The sequence below is a fragment of the Nitrospira sp. Ecomares 2.1 genome (assembly GCF_965152585.1).
Map to the genome: position 1 here is coordinate 1,818,903 of NZ_OZ224219.1, position 17,321 is coordinate 1,836,223.

The following is a 17,321-nucleotide window of genomic DNA, read 5'->3' on the forward strand; positions in this document are numbered from 1 at the left end:
CAGCTCCCGGCACGGTAATTCTACATCGGAAAAATCATTTACCAGAAGATTCGGACATAGGCGAATCGGTCCCATGTTTGTGGAAGGGATAGATGGTCCTCCAATCCTGTCTCATGTCCACCACCGCCCATCCTTTGCCTTTCGCTTCGTCAAGGGCCTTATCAAGATGGCCGATGGACGACTTGCGGTCATAGGCCCGTTCACGCTCAGGGTCCGTGTGGTGGATAAGAGCCATGAAGCTTGCTCCACTACCGCTCGCCGCCCACTGGAGCATTTGAAAATCGCCGTCTGAGTTCCCAAAGGCAAGAATGGGCCTCCGGCCGATGTGTGTTTGAATGCCGACGGGTTTGCCGTCCTTGTCGTCAATGAAATTGATTTCAGGAAGTTTGAGGAGTACTGGATATCCATCGCGCAACGCGTATTTTAGCTTGCCGCTGCTGCCGATGACTTGTTCGGGGGGGATTTCATACACGTGCTCCGTCCATGGGCGCATGAACTCGATGCCTCCGCCCGAAAAAATGAACGTTGTGAATTCATGTGCCCGGAGATATGCACGCAACTCCATCATGGACTGATACACCATTTCACTGATCAAGCGTCCGGTTTGCGGGTGCTTCGCGGTTGCGATCCAATCATTCACGGTTTTCTCGAACTTATCCCTCGTCATACCCGCGTGGGTGACCATAACGATTTTGAGGATTGCTTTTTCGCCATCTGCCAGAGCGCCCTTGATATTCCCTTTGAGCAGCGAGGCGAACGGTTCCGTGTTACCCATTCGGGATGTTGTGGGGCGAGTGCTTTGACGCAGTCAAGTGCAAAGAAGAATTGGAAGTACATGGGTTGTTCCGCCCAAAGTGTTCCATCGTTGTCAAAAACAGCAATGCAGACAGCTTCAGGGACAAGGTCGGGACCGGGTGTGGTGACACGTTTGACGAAATATACCAAGGACTGTTTGTTCTTGCCGTCGTTCCAGGATGGGAGCACGTCTTCGGCGTAGATGAGTGGTGCGGTAAAAATCAAGATGAAATAAACCCCGGCAGCGATGAAAGTCCGCGTACCGATCGTTTTCACCCGGGGCTCCTTTCCGTGATTGATATTTCGTTTGAACGACGTTCTCTTGATAAGGTTTACATAACGTGACCGAAGGCAACTGAGACATCAGATGGCCAACGCCGTGCGAAGGAGAGCTGCCGGCCAGAGACCGTTGCCGGTCAGTCCCAGGCCCTTCCCCCATACAGTAAGACTCCGACGACCGCTACGTTTTAGAGCAACATGGCCATCACCAATCCTGTCGCTGACCGGCTCTGTCCGTCATTGCGTGCAAACCAGCAGGCGACCGCAAGGGAAAAGAGCGCGGCTCCTGCACTGCAAGCCGTGATGAGACCGCCATCTGAACCGAGCGAAGTACCAACCAGAACCGCAACCGGTGCCGGTGGCGAGAGGAAGAGCGCCAAACCGGTCCCTGCCTCAAGGATCGCTGTCGTGGTGAACAGAGATCTGAGTTGCACAGTGAGTCTTTCCAATGAGTGTTTTACGGATTAGCCCGCATCCGCCGGAGAGGCGGATGCGGACCCGTGAACTCAATCAATGTTTCAGGACACCTGATACTACTTGTTGCCTTGGCCCACCTAAAGCGTTTTCAGCATCGGATCGATGGCGATTCTTGCTGCGGTGGTAGGGTTGATGCAGCTCAGGTCTCCCTCTCCCTGCTCTGAGCCATTGATCGTTATCCCGAGCCTGTTGCCCCTGGCTCCTTGATAGATGTGACCTACTCGGTATATTGCACATGCATCGTCTCGATCTTACCGTCGAATTTGAATGGCGCCTTATCGTAATAGTCTAACGACACCGGTGAGCCGAGATCAGTGCCGATATCGAGGCAGTCATTGGCGGTAAACAGCAGTGGTGCGCTAATCGGGACGATACCCGAGGCGACTTCTTTGCCGTTGACCTTCAAGATAATCTTAAGTGGACCGGCGGGCTTCGGTTCGACATAACTGGTCAGAACCTCGATCTTTACCTTACCGGCAGAAAGTTTCTCCTTGGCCTTGATCTGCGTGCGATGAATCTCGAACAGGTTATATTCGTAGGACAGCGTTCCGTCTTCCATGTAGAGGGCCAGTCCCCCGGAAAAACCGCCGAGAGCATAGAGCACGCCATCCGCATTCGCAGAAATTTCCGTGTCGATGGTCACGGTGTTTGGCTTATTGCCGAGTGCGGGCGCGGTAAATTCCGGCATCCGGATAATGTCGCCGGAGAACGTCCATTCCTTGTAGGGTGTACTTTTTCGCAACTCCGGGTGAAGTGCCACCACCCAGAGGCCTCCGCCGATGGGAAGCGCCCCGTTCTTCGCTGCCTCCATCGCGAACAGCTCTTTCATTTGCGCAAGCTTGTCAGGCATAGAGTCCGCAAGGTCGTTGGCCTGGGTCCAATCCTCTTCAATATTGTAGAGCTCCCACCGGTCTTTGTCGGGTGTCCAGTCTTGGATGCCCTTAGGTAGGCCGGGGACCCAAGGGATGCGGGGGCCGATCGCGGACGCCATCCAGCCATCGTAATAAATGGCGCGGCTGCCCATCACTTCGAAATACTGGGTGTGCAGTCGGCCCTGAGCTTTTTCATCGTTGAGGGTATAGGCGAAACTCGTCCCGTCGATCGGGTCCTGCGGGATGCCATTGACCATCCGGGGCGGAGTAATGCCGAGGATTTCATAGATGGTCGGGACGACGTCGTTCACATGATGAAATTGGGCGCGCGGCGTCGCGGAGGGCTTGATCTTCGCCGGCCAGCGCAGGGCCATAGGATTGCGAGTGCCGCCGAAGTGAGCGGCGACGAGCTTGGTGGACTTGTACGGCGTGCTGCCCGCCCAGGCCCAACCTGCATGGTACATGTTGTCGGTTTTTGGTGAACCCAGTACATCGAGGCCGCCGAGAGCATCGAGTGCCTCAATGTGTTGCGAGATCTTGGTGGGGATTCCGTTTTGCGCCAGCAGTTCGCTGATGGTGCCCTTCTGGCCCTCCGCGGAGGAGCCATTGTCGCCCCAGATGTAAAAAATGAGCGTGTTCTCCCCATACCCGAGTCGGTCGATCTCATCGACAACCTTGCCGACCTGCACATCCGTATGTTCAGCGAATCCGGCCGCCACTTCCATCAGACGGCGTTGGAAGGGTTTCTCATCTTCAGGGATACTGTCCCAAGCGGCCAGGGTTTCAGGCCGAGGCGTTAATTGCGCATTCTGCGGAATCCAACCCATTTCCTTGGCGCGTAGGAATACACGCTCGCGATATCTGTCCCATCCGTCGTCGAACTTGCCCTTGTATTTGTCGGCCCATTCTTTCGCCACGTGATGCGGCCCATGGATGGCACCGGGAGCCCAATACATGAAAAACGGCTTGTCCGGCGTAAAGGCTTTATGTTGACGAAGCCATCCGATCGCATCATGGGCGATGTCCTCAGTCAAGTGATAGGGTTGGCCAGGCTTATGTGTGGGCTGGACGACCGTGGTGTTGCGCACCATATGGGGCTCGTATTGAGAGGCTTCGCCCGCGAGAAAACCGTAGAAGTACTCGAAGCCATAGCCGGTCGGCCAATAATCAAACGGGCCGGCAGCTGTGGTTTGCTCCGCGGGAGTATTGTGCCACTTGCCCCAGGCGCCGGTGTGATAGCCGTAGCTTTTGAGGACGTCAGGAATCATCGCGCTGCTTTTTGGTTGGAGGCCGGAATAGCCATCCCAATCGTTGGCAAGTTCCGCAATCTGTCCGGCCCCGACGCGATGATGGTTGCGTCCGGTCAGCAATGAGGCTCGCGTGGGCGAGCACATGGCTGTCGTGTGGAAGCGGTTGTAGGAAATGCCCTGCTTGGCAATGCGATCGAGGGTGGGGGTATGCACTTCGCCGCCATAGGTGGCCGGGAGGCCGGGTCCAGAATCGTCAATAAGTACAAGGAGAATGTTTGGCACATCGGCCGGTAACCGTTTCGGTTCGACGCGCTGCTTGTAAATTGACTCCTGCATGGTTCGTCCCGCGATACTGGCCGAAGGCGTCGGTGGGAACGGCAGTGACTCCTGCGCGAAGACAGGGCCCGCACCTAATCCCAGGACCAATGTGAGAGATGGCATAAGAATTCGTTGCATCGTTCTTCTCCTTTGTTTTTCAATTTAGGCCCGTCAATCGCGCATGCCTTTACCTTTGCGCACCGGCGATGAGGCTTTATGGACGGCTGCCTTATCATGGTTCTTTTTTGGTGATTATGTGGTGGGTTAGCCCACATCCGCCGGAGAGACGGATGCGGAGTGAAACCTACTCTACGACATCTCAGTCAGCCCGGCATCACTGCTTGGTGCCGCTTGTGACGGCTTCCATCACGTTGTCCAGGTTGAAACTACCGGGTTTCTGGCGTGGTGGAAACTCACGGAAGCTCTGCAGCCACTTCCCGACGTATCCTGCGGCGGGAGCGAACATGAACATGTGCTCGGCAAACCAGCGATCGTAGTCCATGCCGATCTCATGGGCATGCTCGAAAGGGTCCATGCGCAGGTTGGTCAGCATCGGGGCGCGCAATTTCACAAACGGCTCCTGCCAGACACGCAGGCCGTCGGCGTCCTGCCGCAGGAACGTAGCCTTCCAGTTACCATAACGCAACGCGGCGACATTGCCATCGTCTGTCCAGTAGATGAATTCCTTGCGCGGCCACTCGCCCACTCCCTTGAGGGCGGGCAGCAGGTTGTAGCCATCGATGTGCACTTTGTAGGTCATATCACCGATTTGCCTGCCCTTCAGCAGATCTTCCTTGACCGTGGTATCGCCTGCAGCGGCGAGCAAGGTCGGGAGCATATCTTCATGCGCAGCGATGTCATTGATCACCGTGCCGGGTTTGATGACACCCGGCCACTTGATTGCGGTCGGCACGCGGTAGCCGCCCTCCCATTGCGTGTTCTTCTCCCCGCGGAACATCGTCGTGCCACCGTCAGGCCAGGAGAAAGATTCCGAGCCGTTGTCTGTGGAATACATGACAATGGTGTTCTCTTCAAGGCCAAGTTCCTTGAGCTTGTCGAGCACCTGACCGACATGACCGTCATGCTCGACCATGCCATCAGCATAGGTCCCCAGACCGGTTTTTCCGACCGACTCCTCCTTCAGGTGCGTGAAGATGTGCATGCGGGTGGAGTTCCACCAGAGGAAAAACGGTTTGTCCTCCTTCCTGGCACGTTCCATGAAATCCAGCGCCTTGACGTTCACCTCCTCGTCGATCGTCTCCATGCGCTTTTTGGTCAGGGGGCCGGTGTCCGTGATGCGGCCATCGGCGAAACTGTGAATGACCCCGCGCGGGCCGAACCGCTTCTTGAATTCAGGATTCTTCGGATAGTCGGGATGTTCCGGCTCCTCCTCGGCATTGAGATGATACAGGTTGCCGAAGAACTCATCGAATCCGTGGTTCGTCGGCAACATTTCATCCCGGTCCCCGAGATGGTTCTTGCCGAACTGGCCGGTCATATAGCCCTTGGCTTTGAGCAAGGTGGCAATCGTCGGATCTTCCTTCTTCATCCCCTCGGGAGCGCCAGGCAGGCCAACCTTGGTGAGGCCGGTTCGCATGGGCGACTGCCCGGTAATGAAGGCCGCGCGTCCGGCCGTGCAGCTTTGCTGGCCGTACCAGTCAGTAAACAGCGCACCCTCCTTCGCGATGCGATCGATGTTCGGGGTCTTGTAACCCATCATACCCATGTTATAGGCGCTGATGTTGAACCCGCCGATGTCATCTCCCCATATCACGAGGATGTTAGGTTTCCCCCCTGCCATCGCAAGGCTTGGGGCAATGAAGATGGCGAGTAGCCCGAAAAGAATACGACGAATCGAGTTCATTCTATTTCTCCTTGATTTGTGGGACATGTGACCATTCGAAATATATGGTTAACCTACGGGTGCTGATCGTTGTTTTCCGGTGCTATTTATCCGAATCTTTCCCATCAGGTCATCAATATTTTCGAGACGTCGATTAGGTGATGATCAACCAAAGGAAGAATTCGACGCTGAACACACTATTTCCCTTAAAATATCCATTAACCTACCAGGAAAAATGGTGATCATTTCACCCCGTTTTCGGAGCCAAATCCATATGACGTTGGCAATAACTGATGGCCTTCTCACGAATTCGGAGCGAATAGGACTGAAATTTGAAAGAAGAGTTGGAATGGAAAAAAAAGATTGTTCACAAAATTTTTTGTGCATTTTAGAATTTATAGAGCTCATGCAATTCAGCCACGGAAGACCATCAGGGAGAACTGAATACGATCCGCCTCAAGGTTCCTTCTCCTAACCGCCGCTCAATACCTCTATAAAGAAAATACCCCATAAAGGCCAGCCCGATGCATATAACCTTAGCGAAAATGAGGGAAAAATCCTTTTGTTCCCACACGGCCATGAAAGCCGCACCCAACAAACCACTCTCCCGAAAAGCATGAAACATCTTTTCAGCAAACAAAACCAGGAAGGTACAACTACTATACACCAAGGTCCTATACAGAGCAGCCGCACCAAGCGAATGATGAGCATCGAACCTGGTCCCCGCTCGGGTTTTACCCAATAGGACCACAACCTTTGCAACAATGAGTGCGCCGACCAGTGACTTTGAGAAAGCATAGAACTCAATTTCATAGGCCTCTAGCATCAATTTCATGAGGGTGAGGAAGATGCCGAAACAAAAGAAAAAATACAGAGTGACCAAACCAACTTCCTTAACCTCATGCTTCACCGTCGAAACCATTCCCATCAGGCGTTCTCCACGTGTATGAGTGAAATCTTCAGAAAGTGTCACCTGAGTGCAAACCAAACATCAAAGAGCCAATTAGTGCTGTAGCTCCTTCCTAAATACTTTGAGTAAGCCTACCCGATTGCATCAGTTTTTGTCTCTGAAACTCGTTTATCCAAATGAAATACATCGCGAAAGGTGTATTCATCCTCTAGCTTTTTATAAATTTACTAAAACTTTCTCATTATGATAATATTTTGAGGCATTTAATGATTATTTTTTCCCAAAGGAGGATAACATGGAAGCTGTCATTGGTGGTGTGGTGGTCGGAGCTGTCGTCGCAGTGGCTGTTCCCTCGATTGCGTCTGGAATAGGTTCGGTAGTTCGTCCCCTCGCTAAAGGAATGATTAAGGGAGGCCTTGTGGCCTACGCCGCCGTTTCAGAACTGGTTTCTGAAACCGGGGAACAATTCAATGATATGATTGCTGAGGCAAAAGCGGAAATCGGGAACAACGATAAAAAAATGACCAGGGCTAAATCGCAGCGGGCTTGACCACAGTCTTAGTCCAATCTTCTCAGGAAATAGCCTCCTAAGCTTCCAGAAATTTCATTCAGGAAGCAGGTGAGGCTGTTGCCAAAATTAAAATGTGATCTGAAGTAGTTTTTAAAGTAGTTACCCGGTGGTCGTTAGCTACTTATGTAAGGGCAGGTTTCAAAGGCAAGGGGCGGAGGAGCATAATGCCGTCCCAGTGGGTTTCCCATTGCCGGTTTGAAGTATAGGATCACTTCTCGCATTTGACCGACCCCTTTACCCGTGCCCGCGTCTAATCTCGCAATTGAAACGGTGGAACGTTCCGATCACTTCTCCTGGTCTTGTGAGGTCCGTCATTCTGGGCTGGCTTTTTTCCGCAATGAACCATATTCCATCCGAATCCTCACTGCTAAATTAATGCTGCTATAACTACCCCAAAACTGGCATAGGCGACCCAAGCTGTCATGTTTACCTCAGGAAGGCCAGAATTATTCCGAAGAATTGTGTCCTGTGAACATTTTTGTCCCATGGGGTCAATCCTAAATTTTCTAGGTAAGTGCGTCCTGTTAATGACAGGTTGTACAAGAAAATTTTCGGGTTGATCACAACCATTTCTTCGAATTCCTCGTTTACCGGGCAATTGTTGATAAGGGTACTCCACCAAAGAGTGCCCAAGCAGGATATTCCCGTTCAAGTTCCATTCGAGCGATTGACTCGATGGGTCCAGACATGTGCTGAACCCGTTGGTGGGTATTCTTTATAGGGGAAAAGGAAGGTTGTCCTTCCCAATTTACAGACCTTTGGTTCTTTCCCATGGAAGGTCAGATGCATCGATCAGTTTTAAGGAGGGGGCATAAGATTCTAAAGTTGTTGGCCTATGGGAATTCATGGAAAATTTACGACTGGAGAGGAAGGGATATAGAGATCTGTCGGGATTCTGGCCCACCCGTTACGCAGCGCGGGCCATCCTGGTAGCGAATGGCAATCCCTGTGAGTGATCTCACGGTTGTGTCATACATCATGGGCGTGCCCATGCCATAGGGTGAATACCCGTATCCACCAATCGTGTATCCGGTTGTACCGTATCCACCGTATCCAACCATCCCGTAAGAAGAATACCCCCACCCTGGGTAACTGTAGTTGTAGGCATAGCCTCCGTAGGCAGGGGTCGCCACGGTTCGTTTTGTCCCTCGATGAAGCACCACGCCGTCAGCCCCCAAATCAGCGGCTTTTTTGAGAATGGCGCCTTCCTCGTCTTCATAACTCACTGCTGAATCCAGGACACTCAATTGGGCAATGGCGATATGGGGACATTTTGGTTCCAGGGCCATCACTTCCACATCGAGTACCGATTTTTTGGGTGGAAAGGTTTGGCTGGTAAATCGAATGGTATCGACTGAGGTGCACCCGGTCATGATGAACCATATCCCCGTCAAGCATATGAGAAGAAATAAGGTCGGTCGTTTAACACAATCCATTGTTGGCTCCTTGCCTTATCGCAAATATTGTTCAATCAGTTTAACTTCGCTTTCTATGCGCAACACTTCGATTCCAGCGCGGTGTTGTCGATAATCGTTCATCGTCTCCTTAAATTCTTTCAGTCGGCCAAGCCAGGTTTGTAGGGCTTCTGGTTTTTCATCGGGATGGTCCTGGATCTTCCTCAACAGTTTCTCCGTGAATCGCAATCCGTCGCGTTGCACCTTCCATTGTTCTTGATGCAGTTCCCACCCTCGCAGGTCAAGATTCCGGACTTCTTGAATGAGAGGATCCTTGGAATCCGGAATCTCATGTAAATACTTTATTCGATCCGAAATCTTTTCAATGTTGATGGTTAATTCCGCAATCTGGCGTTCAATATCGCTGAGGATGGATGGCAACGGGTGCATTTCCTCATTTGCGGCCAACGAGGAACCTATGATTCCCATGGTTAGGGTCAACACCAGTGCGAAAATGTTCGTCATGCGTGACATGCTCATAGCCTAGGCCTTTCTTTGTAATCCAATTAGGTTGGAAAATAATGCAAATTCTGGAAAGCTGGTTTGTTTTTCCGGCAAGGGGGTTGCTGAAAGCCCATCGCAAACTGAGGGTTAAATCGGCATCCTCGTTATCATTTCATGCTGGCAACCTTTGGAACCAAGCGCCATTTCACCATAAACCCTTCTGATCTCGCAATGAACGATTCCTTCAATCGATATTCATTTGTGAGGTTCTCAGCCTATGAGATTTCGTACAATAGCGTGGATGGCAATGTATGGTTAAAACGAATGGCAGATATCCGACACCCTCAGACAAGCCTGTGGAACGTCCACAATGAATGAACCGTGGTGGCTTAGGAAAAAGGAGACCATATGAAATACGCACCGAATAGGATTGCAAGACAACCGGCACTCACTTTCAGGTTGTGATGCCACGATTGAGAAACAAAGACAAAGGGAAGACTGATCAGCCCGCTCATCAGGAGCATGCCCCCAATCGAACCCACACCAAATATGAGAATATAGATCATGCCCATTGCCATGGATGGGATTGTCGTCAGGACAGCAAGGGTTAAGGCGGCACTGCCTGCCATCCCATGCACAAACCCCACTAACAGGACTTTGGCGCGAGAACCGCCCAGATGATGGGAGTGGCTCCCATGATCCTGCCCATGAATATGAACATGTGAATGGGTCATTTCCTTATGATGATGCTCGTGAAGGTGAACCGTCCATGGCTGGAGGGTCCTCCACAGAAGATGCACTCCCAAAGCCACAATCATGGCTCCGACCATAATTTCCATGTTGGCTGCCATGTGTATGGGAATCGTCCACTTGAGACTCAACACCAGAAAGCCGACAAGGGCTAACGCACAGGTGTGCCCGACTCCCCAGATCACTCCCAATAACACCGAACGACGGATATCCCGTGATTCTGCAGCCAAGGTTCCCATGGCAATGAGGTGGTCCGGGTCGAGCGCGTGCGTCATGCCCAAAGTGAGGCCCAGCAACCATGAAGTGATCATTAGATGATCCATTGAAAGATGGTACCTGGATTCGGTGTTTTGGCCATCATACGATTCTTACCTGCTTTTCTCTCCCCATAATATGAACAATGTGCAAAACGACTCTATTCCCTTCTTCAGTGCCTCCGGTGGATTCATTCCTTTTAGGGCTAGCCCATCACATGGTCATCCACAACTGTTCGACCGCACACGTTTTATCAGATTGAGCCGTCTTCCTGCTACAAATAACAATATTGAGGTTGGGATAGCCAAGGCACAAAGCATTGAAGTGGTTCAGTACAAAAGGACAGAAAGAAAAGTGCGCGAATAATCTCTCGGTCTCATGGTTTTTCCCGCCTCCTTCTGAATATCGACTTCCATAATTCTCCTTTCTCGAACGATCTCCTTCTGGGACATACTTAGGTCCCTCGTGTCCCAACCGGCTGTGGTGATCTAGCCATGAATCATTCGGATTAGGGTTGTTCAAAGGAAAAGACCCGTTTCCAGTCCGCCTTCATGTTTACGATGGTCCACCCGCGTTTGGCCCCTTCATCCAGGCCTCGTGAGAGCCGACCGATGTGCGATTCTCGATCATACGCCCATTCACGTTCGTCATCGGTATGGTGGACCAGAAGTCCAAATCGAGGCCCTTCCCCGGTCGTAGTCCATTCGAGCATCTGGAAGTCTCCGTCGGAATTGCCAAAAGTCATCAGGGGGCGACGCCCGATATATTGATTGATCGCGACCGGTTTCCCGGACTTGTCGTTGAAAAAATTGAATTCCCGCAGACGGACGAGTACGGGTTTGCCGTCTCGGACCTCGTATTGAGTCTTGATGCTACTTCCGATTACCTGTTCGGGCGGGATACCATAGATGCGTTCGACCCAGGGCCGCATGAATTCAATACCGCCACCCGAAACGATAAAGGTTTTGAAGCCGTTTGAGCGCAGATAATCTAATAATTCGAGCATGGGTTGATAGACCATCTCCGTGTACAAACGCTTCGTCTTGGGGTGCTTGGCGGTGCCAATCCATTCCGTGACCGATTTTCTGAATTCCTCGGTGGTCATTCCGGCATGTGTGGCTAAGACGAGTTCCAGCAGAGCCTTTTCCCCACCCGCGAGCGCCTCTTTCACGTTGCCCTTCAATATGGAAGCGAAGGGTTCCTGAGTTATCCATTCGGGATGCTGCGAAGCCAGCGCCCGGACCCGGTCAAGGGCAAAGATCGCCTGGAAATACATCGGCTGTTCGGCCCACAAGGTTCCATCGTTATCGAATACCGCGATGCGTTCGTGTGACGTAACGTAGTGCGGACTGCCTTCTTCCGTAACTTTGGCGACAAACTGCAGAATGGCTGATTTAGTAGCCCCTTCCTTCCAAGAAGGTAAAGGACTGGTATCACCAAACACTGGGACGGTTAGGATTATTGCTAAGCCAATTTGGAGGGATAAAAAACGAATGGATTGTTTACTCATGAAGTATCTCCTGTATGTTGTTGATAGCAAAGGGACAGGTGCTCTTGAGGCTCTGATTGTGGGGAAAGACTGAATGCATGGTTGATGAGTTTCCATAGGTTGCTTAGTCAACTGTGAAAGGCCGACCCTTTTTGAGTTCATCAGAGAGGTGAGTTTTCGTATGGGGCAAAAACTACACTCTCAACTGTCGGACGGACTAGGACTCTTGGGCCGGTCAAAATGACTCTTTCATTCAAGTGTCTTTTGACAACTTTGGGGATAGAGTATTTGACTGAGGATCTCATAAGAGTGTGATGAGATCAACGAATCAAAGTTGGGCACTATCGGCGACTTGTTTTTTGGCAAGCCCACCATTGCTTACTGAGAGCCATGTGTCGGCAGTTCTTAAAGATGCGGATTATGAGCTGCAGTGTTCCGATGAGCACATAAACCCCTAACAAAGATGCCCCAAAAAGGCAAGCCATGCCCATTAAGGTTGACGGCATGGTGGTTGCGGTTTGCGGCAGCACTTCTGGTGGTCCCATGTACAAAGCCGACTACAAACAGTTTGGTACGCGACCCGTCCAAACGATGGAAATGGCTCTTCTGTCCGGGCTATGGATAGAAAGATGTCGTGTGCGAGGCCGGAAGGCCTTTCAAAAAAATTGAACCTTCAAAAATTACAATCATGGTTCTGATGAGCATGTCCATGTCGGATGTCAATTCCGCAGGGAGCGATCACTTGAATGTCACCACACACATTCCGCCAAAGGTCAACTGCAATCAGGTGGAATGGGACGAGTGGATGTGCCATCCCGAATGGTGAGGTTTGTGCCAGACTCAGCCCAACAACTCCCGTCGGATTTGGAGGGAATTCAGGAAATCAGTTTGGCAGGGCCAGATTTCTCCTTTGCTCAGTCCGAACATTTTTTCTCTATGAGAAGATGGACCGGTGGTGAGTTTATTCTGTCATTTTAGGACTCTGTTGAAGCTCCCGAAATTCTTTTTTTAATTGGTCCATTTCCATTTGTTGCCTGTGAACCTGTTCCTTCAACGCACGAATTGCATTATCTTCCGATGCCGATTCTCGCTGAATGATTTCGGGTTTGACGGGGTCTGAGGATTCTTCCGTTGCCTGGACCTGAGAAGGGGAGGGCTGTTCGGACGGCTCTCGCCACATTTCCAGAGACGGGTAATTGATCGACAGAGTAACTTCGTGGGGGTGACGCCAGATCTGAGGGGAGGAGTCGGCCCTCAGCACTTCCTTAGGGAGGAACAGCACGGTCCAACCGCCAAGGCCGGTCGGATCCGGAGCCTGCCGGTCATCCACGTACACAACGTTTATTCCTCCCGGGTTCTGTGTGTAATGGGTGATGGTCAGAAATATCAGGTCCTCGTGGAGGGAGAGAGTCCCACTCGTCAACCTGGAACCGTATTTCCAAGGATAGATTCTTTGAAAGACCACGTGCTCTTCAGATGTGGCCTGGGACAATGCCAAAAGAATATGAGGAGTCAGAAGCTCCACATCATTATCCGAAAAAATTCTCTGCGGCTCCGGCAACCCGACCAACAGTTCGGCAACGGCTGGTTCTTGTTTTTGTACCCTTAATCCCCGTAACGCTCGACGGATTACCGTCGGGGAGAGAACCTCTGGATGGGTGGCCCGAAAGGAATCTTGTGGAACCCATTCCAGATACACGCGCGTGGTCTCGTCCTTGTGAATGGGAGTCTGTATCCCAGGCCCGGCGCAACCAAGCACAATCGCGAGGCCCAACAATCCTGCCATGCTCATCCGCCACATATTTCCTGTCCAGGCTTGCATGTCACTTTCCCGACGACTTTTTCGTCTGCGTCAACAACCACCCGGAAATGTATGCTTCAGGATGGCACCGATTCGTTCGTTTCCCATTAAATGAAAAAGAAATGTTTGATCTTTCGTCACCAAATCATAAAACTCGCTTGGCTTTTGAAAAGGGTATCAGGTCCGAGAATCGCAATTTCTCACATGTTAATTCCTGGTGAAATCTTTGTCACTTTTTGTATTTCACAACTTAGCTGTTTGCAAATACTCCCATTGAATTTTGGACAGTCCCATTGGTCATTTTTCAATTCTTCGTCTTGGCGTGATCAAGCCTGTGGGTGAGATCATATTCAGGTGCGAGTCCTCCAATACCGCTCCACTCGTTCAGTTCACCACTCCGAAAATTAGATCTTAAAGTATAAAAACACCCCGGACATTGGCAGCTTTTCCTTTCAGGATCTTTAGGTGATCTTGTATAGAGGTTCTTATTGATGCACGCTCTACGTTCAGCTCTTTTATTAAACAAAGTTTCCCTAGGGCGGCTTCAAGGGATTTTTATAGTATTAATTAGAATTATCTGCTATAAGAAGCAAAATTCCAGCATGGTTCCAAGTGTTTATGGTTGCTGTGTTTTACATGAATTATTTTTTGTAATCCACGGTTATATGTTTTGTTTCATCCGGTCAACCCCTCCAGCTCTTTTGTCGTTTAGATCAGGAAGAGAGCACATGCTAAAACCAGTCACACCGAGAGTAATCAGTCTCTTTTTCATCATTCTCCTTTTGAGGGTCTTATGCACGCCCGATGTCTATGCGGCAGGGAAAATTGAGATAGACGACACGAAATGGATCAGTTTGGGGTTGGGCTTACGGACGAGTTTTACTGCTCAGGAAGATAAGGCGCCGAATGGAAATTGGGGCAATGACTTTAATCTGGACAATCTCCGTCTCTACGTGAATGGGCAGATTCATAAATATATCAAGGTCGAGTTTAACACCGAATGTGACAATTGTACGTCGTCCGATCCTACCCGCGGTGGAAATATGATTATCCTTGATGCCATCGGCAAGTTTGAGTTTAATCAGTATTTCAATATCTGGGCAGGACGTCAGTTAGTTCCACAGCACCGTGCCGAACTGGACGGCCCGTTTTTTCAAAATGTTTATAACTTTACTCAAACTCCCTTTTACACTGCGGATTTCTCCGGGAGTATTGGGCAGGGGGGGCGGTTCGGCCGCGACGACGGTGTGAACATTTGGGGAGCATTAACTCCGGATAGGCGATTGACGTATGTCCTGGGAGTATTTCAAGGGCACCGCGGCGGGTCGAATCAGTCAGACAGCCTGCTGTATGCTGGACGCATCAGTTACAACTTTCTCAACATCGAACAGAATCCAGGCTATTACACCAGCAGCACCTATTACGGCAAGGGCGGGGATATATTGACCGCCGCCTATGTGTTGCAATACCAAAACAATGGAGCCGGGACTGAGGCCTCTCCCTCGACCTTTTACGGGATGAATGGGGATCTATTATTCGAAAAGGTGCTGGGCAACAAGGGTGTGCTGACCGTCGAGGGTGAACTCAAGTATTTCAACCCCAACCTGAGCGATCAGGCGTTGGCTGACCCCAATTGTTTCTGCATCTTTTCTGGTCTTTCCTGGATGACAACGGGCTTGTATCTTTTTCCGCAAAAAGTCGGTATCGGGCAATTTCAGCCTTACGTGCGCTATGTGGACACCAACCCTAATGAGAGCTCCTCCCGATACCTGGTAGAGGGGGGATTGAACTATGTGATCGATGGGCATAACGCGAGGATTTCGCTGTTTTATCAATATGGCGATTTTTTAACCAAAGGCAGGACCTATACCCCAGGCGTCAAGGGCGATGCGGTCAGTGCTGTGGGGCTGGGCCTTCAACTTCAACTGTGACGGGGGACTGACATGGCAACGGAGTCCATCCTGAACGATCGGCAGACGTTATGGAATCCGGGCAATTTCTTCCGGATCGTCCTTCGCGGGATTGGTCAGGTGATGTTCCAGGGCCATGCTGGAACGGGGATTTTATTTCTGCTTGGGATCGCATTCGCGTCTCCGTTGATGGGGGTAGGCGCGCTGATTGGGGCCCTCATTGGTCCGGTCACTGCGACGCTGGCGCGATTCGACGGCGAGGAGATCGAAGAAGGACTGCATGGCTTCAACCCGACTCTGGTGGGGATTGCCTCACTCTTTTACCTAAAACCTGAGCCTCTGACTTGGGTTCTGCTAATCGTCGGGTGCGTGGCCTCGACCTTTCTCACTTTCGTGATGCGTCAATACGTGAAATTCCCCACCTACACCGCACCCTTCGTCCTCGTCACGTGGGTGGTCATGATCGTTGCGCATGCGATGGCCGGAACTGCGATCGACGTGATGCCGGCTTCTGCGGCGAACACGCCGTCTGGTTTTGTCACGGCGGTTTTAGCGGGTGCAGCCGAAGTCATGTTCGGTGCGACGGTGCTGACCGGAATGCTGTTTCTTGCGGGGATTGCGCTCTGCACCTGGCGGCATGCTGTGCTTGGCCTATTGGGATCCATCGTTGGAACGCTTGTGGCACTGTATCACAATGATCCAAGCCCAGCCGTTCACCTGGGCATCTATGGATACAATGCTGTTCTGGCACCGATTGCGGTATATCTCTGGGGGAAGTCTCTCCTGATTGCGATTCTGGCTGCCATGATCTCCGTGCCTTTGACGGAGTTCTTTCCCTCCTGGTTGGGCATCCCCGCGTTGACTGCCCCCTTTGTGGTCGCGTCATGGATTATTATCGCCGTCGGTCAGATCGATGCGTTATTTCTGCGAGAGCCGGTGGAGAAGTTGAGTTAACGTCAACAGGCACAGGGGGTCGCTTGGATCGTTTCGTGGATTGCGGGCGCCGGATCTCTTACATCACACGTTCACTATTGAAGAGGAGAGCATGTTATGCATCTAACACCTCGTGAGACGGAAAAACTATTGATTTACCAACTTGGCGATATTGCCCAACGGCGAAAGACCAAAGGCCTGAAGCTGAATCATCCGGAGTCGATGGCGCTCATCTGCTCGACGGCTCTCGAAGGGGCCCGCGAGGGGAAGACGGTCGAGGAGGTGATGACGGAGGCCGCGGGCGTGCTGACACGTGATGACGTCATGGAGGGAGTAGCCGAGATGATCCCTTTCGTTCAACTTGAGGCCGTGTTCACTGACGGCACCAGGTTGATTACGGTCCATGATCCGATCAAGTAATCCCTATTCATTCTGAGACAAAGAGGAGGACGAACATGGCCCAGTCAAAAAAGGACACCCCCAACTCTGGAGTCGGGAAGTGGTTGCGGCACAAGCATGCCGGCCCTCAATCCGAACAGACGGACACTGCTTCGGTTGGAGGTCTGGTTCTGGCCAAAGGGGATATTGAAATCAATGCCGGCCGGCCGAGGACGACTCTGAGAGTCCGGAACACCGGGGACCGGCCCATCCAAGTCGGTTCCCATTTCCACTTTTTCGAATCCAATCGTTACCTGCAGTTTGATCGGGGGCAGGCATTTGGTCTGCGGTTGGATATTCCGGCAACGACCGCCATCCGGTTCGAGCCTGGCGACGAGAAGGAGGTGACACTCGTCCCCATGGGTGGGAAGCAGTTCTGCGTCGGCTTCAATAACCTGGTCGATGGGTGGACGGGCGACGGGCCAACACCCGACTATCGTCCCAACTATGACGAGGCGATGCGGCGGATGAAGGAACGTGGGTTCAAGTCGACCAAATCCTGACCAACACCGACAAAAAAGGAGTCTCTGAG

At 51.5% G+C, this 17,321-nt stretch carries 15 protein-coding genes and 1 pseudogene; 6 read left to right on the forward strand and 10 right to left on the reverse strand.

Annotation, left to right across the window (positions count from 1 at the left end; all coding sequences use genetic code 11):
- Window positions 1-34: 34 nt before the first annotated feature.
- From ACWHYD_RS07870 to ACWHYD_RS07890, 5 genes and pseudogenes are all read right to left on the reverse strand, one after another.
- Window positions 35-1,044 (reverse strand): annotated as a pseudogene (locus ACWHYD_RS07870) (HAD family hydrolase).
- 218 nt (window positions 1,045-1,262) lie between these two features.
- Window positions 1,263-1,508 (reverse strand): hypothetical protein, encoded by a 246-nt coding sequence (locus tag ACWHYD_RS07875; protein WP_447965354.1) that lies wholly within the window; start codon window positions 1,506-1,508, stop codon window positions 1,263-1,265.
- 260 nt (window positions 1,509-1,768) lie between these two features.
- Complete coding sequence (locus tag ACWHYD_RS07880) at window positions 1,769-4,114, reverse strand: arylsulfatase (RefSeq protein WP_447965844.1); 2,346 nt, start codon at window positions 4,112-4,114, stop codon at window positions 1,769-1,771.
- Between the two features lie 211 nt (window positions 4,115-4,325).
- Window positions 4,326-5,792 (reverse strand): arylsulfatase, encoded by a 1,467-nt coding sequence (locus tag ACWHYD_RS07885; protein ID WP_447965845.1) that lies wholly within the window; start codon window positions 5,790-5,792, stop codon window positions 4,326-4,328.
- 472 nt (window positions 5,793-6,264) lie between these two features.
- Complete coding sequence (locus tag ACWHYD_RS07890; protein WP_447965355.1) at window positions 6,265-6,762, reverse strand: hypothetical protein; 498 nt, start codon at window positions 6,760-6,762, stop codon at window positions 6,265-6,267.
- Window positions 6,763-7,039: 277 nt separating this feature from the next.
- Here ACWHYD_RS07890 and ACWHYD_RS07895 point away from each other — a divergent pair, with 277 nt between their 5' ends.
- Window positions 7,040-7,294, forward strand: coding sequence for a DUF5132 domain-containing protein (locus tag ACWHYD_RS07895; protein ID WP_447965356.1), 255 nt, complete (start codon window positions 7,040-7,042; stop codon window positions 7,292-7,294).
- An 875-nt stretch (window positions 7,295-8,169) separates the two neighbouring features.
- On the opposite strand, the gene ACWHYD_RS07900 is transcribed toward ACWHYD_RS07895, so the two are convergent.
- From ACWHYD_RS07900 to ACWHYD_RS07915, 4 genes are all read right to left on the reverse strand, one after another.
- Window positions 8,170-8,751, reverse strand: a complete 582-nt coding sequence (locus ACWHYD_RS07900; RefSeq protein ID WP_447965357.1) for a hypothetical protein — start codon at window positions 8,749-8,751, stop codon at window positions 8,170-8,172.
- Window positions 8,752-8,766: 15 nt separating this feature from the next.
- Window positions 8,767-9,234 (reverse strand): hypothetical protein, encoded by a 468-nt coding sequence (locus ACWHYD_RS07905; protein WP_447965358.1) that lies wholly within the window; start codon window positions 9,232-9,234, stop codon window positions 8,767-8,769.
- Window positions 9,235-9,602: 368 nt separating this feature from the next.
- Window positions 9,603-10,274: an urease accessory protein UreH gene (locus tag ACWHYD_RS07910; RefSeq protein ID WP_447965359.1), complete on the reverse strand. Its 672-nt coding sequence runs from the start codon at window positions 10,272-10,274 to the stop codon at window positions 9,603-9,605.
- A gap of 452 nt (window positions 10,275-10,726) precedes the next feature.
- On the reverse strand, window positions 10,727-11,728 hold the full coding sequence (locus ACWHYD_RS07915) for an HAD family hydrolase (RefSeq protein WP_447965360.1): 1,002 nt from the start codon (window positions 11,726-11,728) through the stop codon (window positions 10,727-10,729).
- A gap of 462 nt (window positions 11,729-12,190) precedes the next feature.
- Here ACWHYD_RS07915 and ACWHYD_RS07920 point away from each other — a divergent pair, with 462 nt between their 5' ends.
- Window positions 12,191-12,376: a hypothetical protein gene (locus ACWHYD_RS07920; RefSeq protein ID WP_447965361.1), complete on the forward strand. Its 186-nt coding sequence runs from the start codon at window positions 12,191-12,193 to the stop codon at window positions 12,374-12,376.
- 292 nt (window positions 12,377-12,668) lie between these two features.
- On the opposite strand, the gene ACWHYD_RS07925 is transcribed toward ACWHYD_RS07920, so the two are convergent.
- Window positions 12,669-13,529 (reverse strand): hypothetical protein, encoded by an 861-nt coding sequence (locus ACWHYD_RS07925; RefSeq protein WP_447965362.1) that lies wholly within the window; start codon window positions 13,527-13,529, stop codon window positions 12,669-12,671.
- Between the two features lie 707 nt (window positions 13,530-14,236).
- On the opposite strand from ACWHYD_RS07925, the gene ACWHYD_RS07930 reads away from it, so the two are divergent.
- The 4 genes from ACWHYD_RS07930 (at window position 14,237) to ACWHYD_RS07945 (ending at window position 17,292) form a co-directional block, all read left to right on the forward strand.
- Window positions 14,237-15,439 (forward strand): hypothetical protein, encoded by a 1,203-nt coding sequence (locus tag ACWHYD_RS07930; RefSeq protein ID WP_447965363.1) that lies wholly within the window; start codon window positions 14,237-14,239, stop codon window positions 15,437-15,439.
- A 12-nt stretch (window positions 15,440-15,451) separates the two neighbouring features.
- Window positions 15,452-16,372 (forward strand): urea transporter, encoded by a 921-nt coding sequence (locus tag ACWHYD_RS07935; protein WP_447965364.1) that lies wholly within the window; start codon window positions 15,452-15,454, stop codon window positions 16,370-16,372.
- Window positions 16,373-16,468: 96 nt separating this feature from the next.
- Window positions 16,469-16,771 (forward strand): urease subunit gamma, encoded by a 303-nt coding sequence (locus tag ACWHYD_RS07940; RefSeq protein ID WP_342348216.1) that lies wholly within the window; start codon window positions 16,469-16,471, stop codon window positions 16,769-16,771.
- A 35-nt stretch (window positions 16,772-16,806) separates the two neighbouring features.
- On the forward strand, window positions 16,807-17,292 hold the full coding sequence (locus ACWHYD_RS07945; RefSeq protein WP_447965365.1) for an urease subunit beta: 486 nt from the start codon (window positions 16,807-16,809) through the stop codon (window positions 17,290-17,292).
- Window positions 17,293-17,321: the final 29 nt, after the last annotated feature.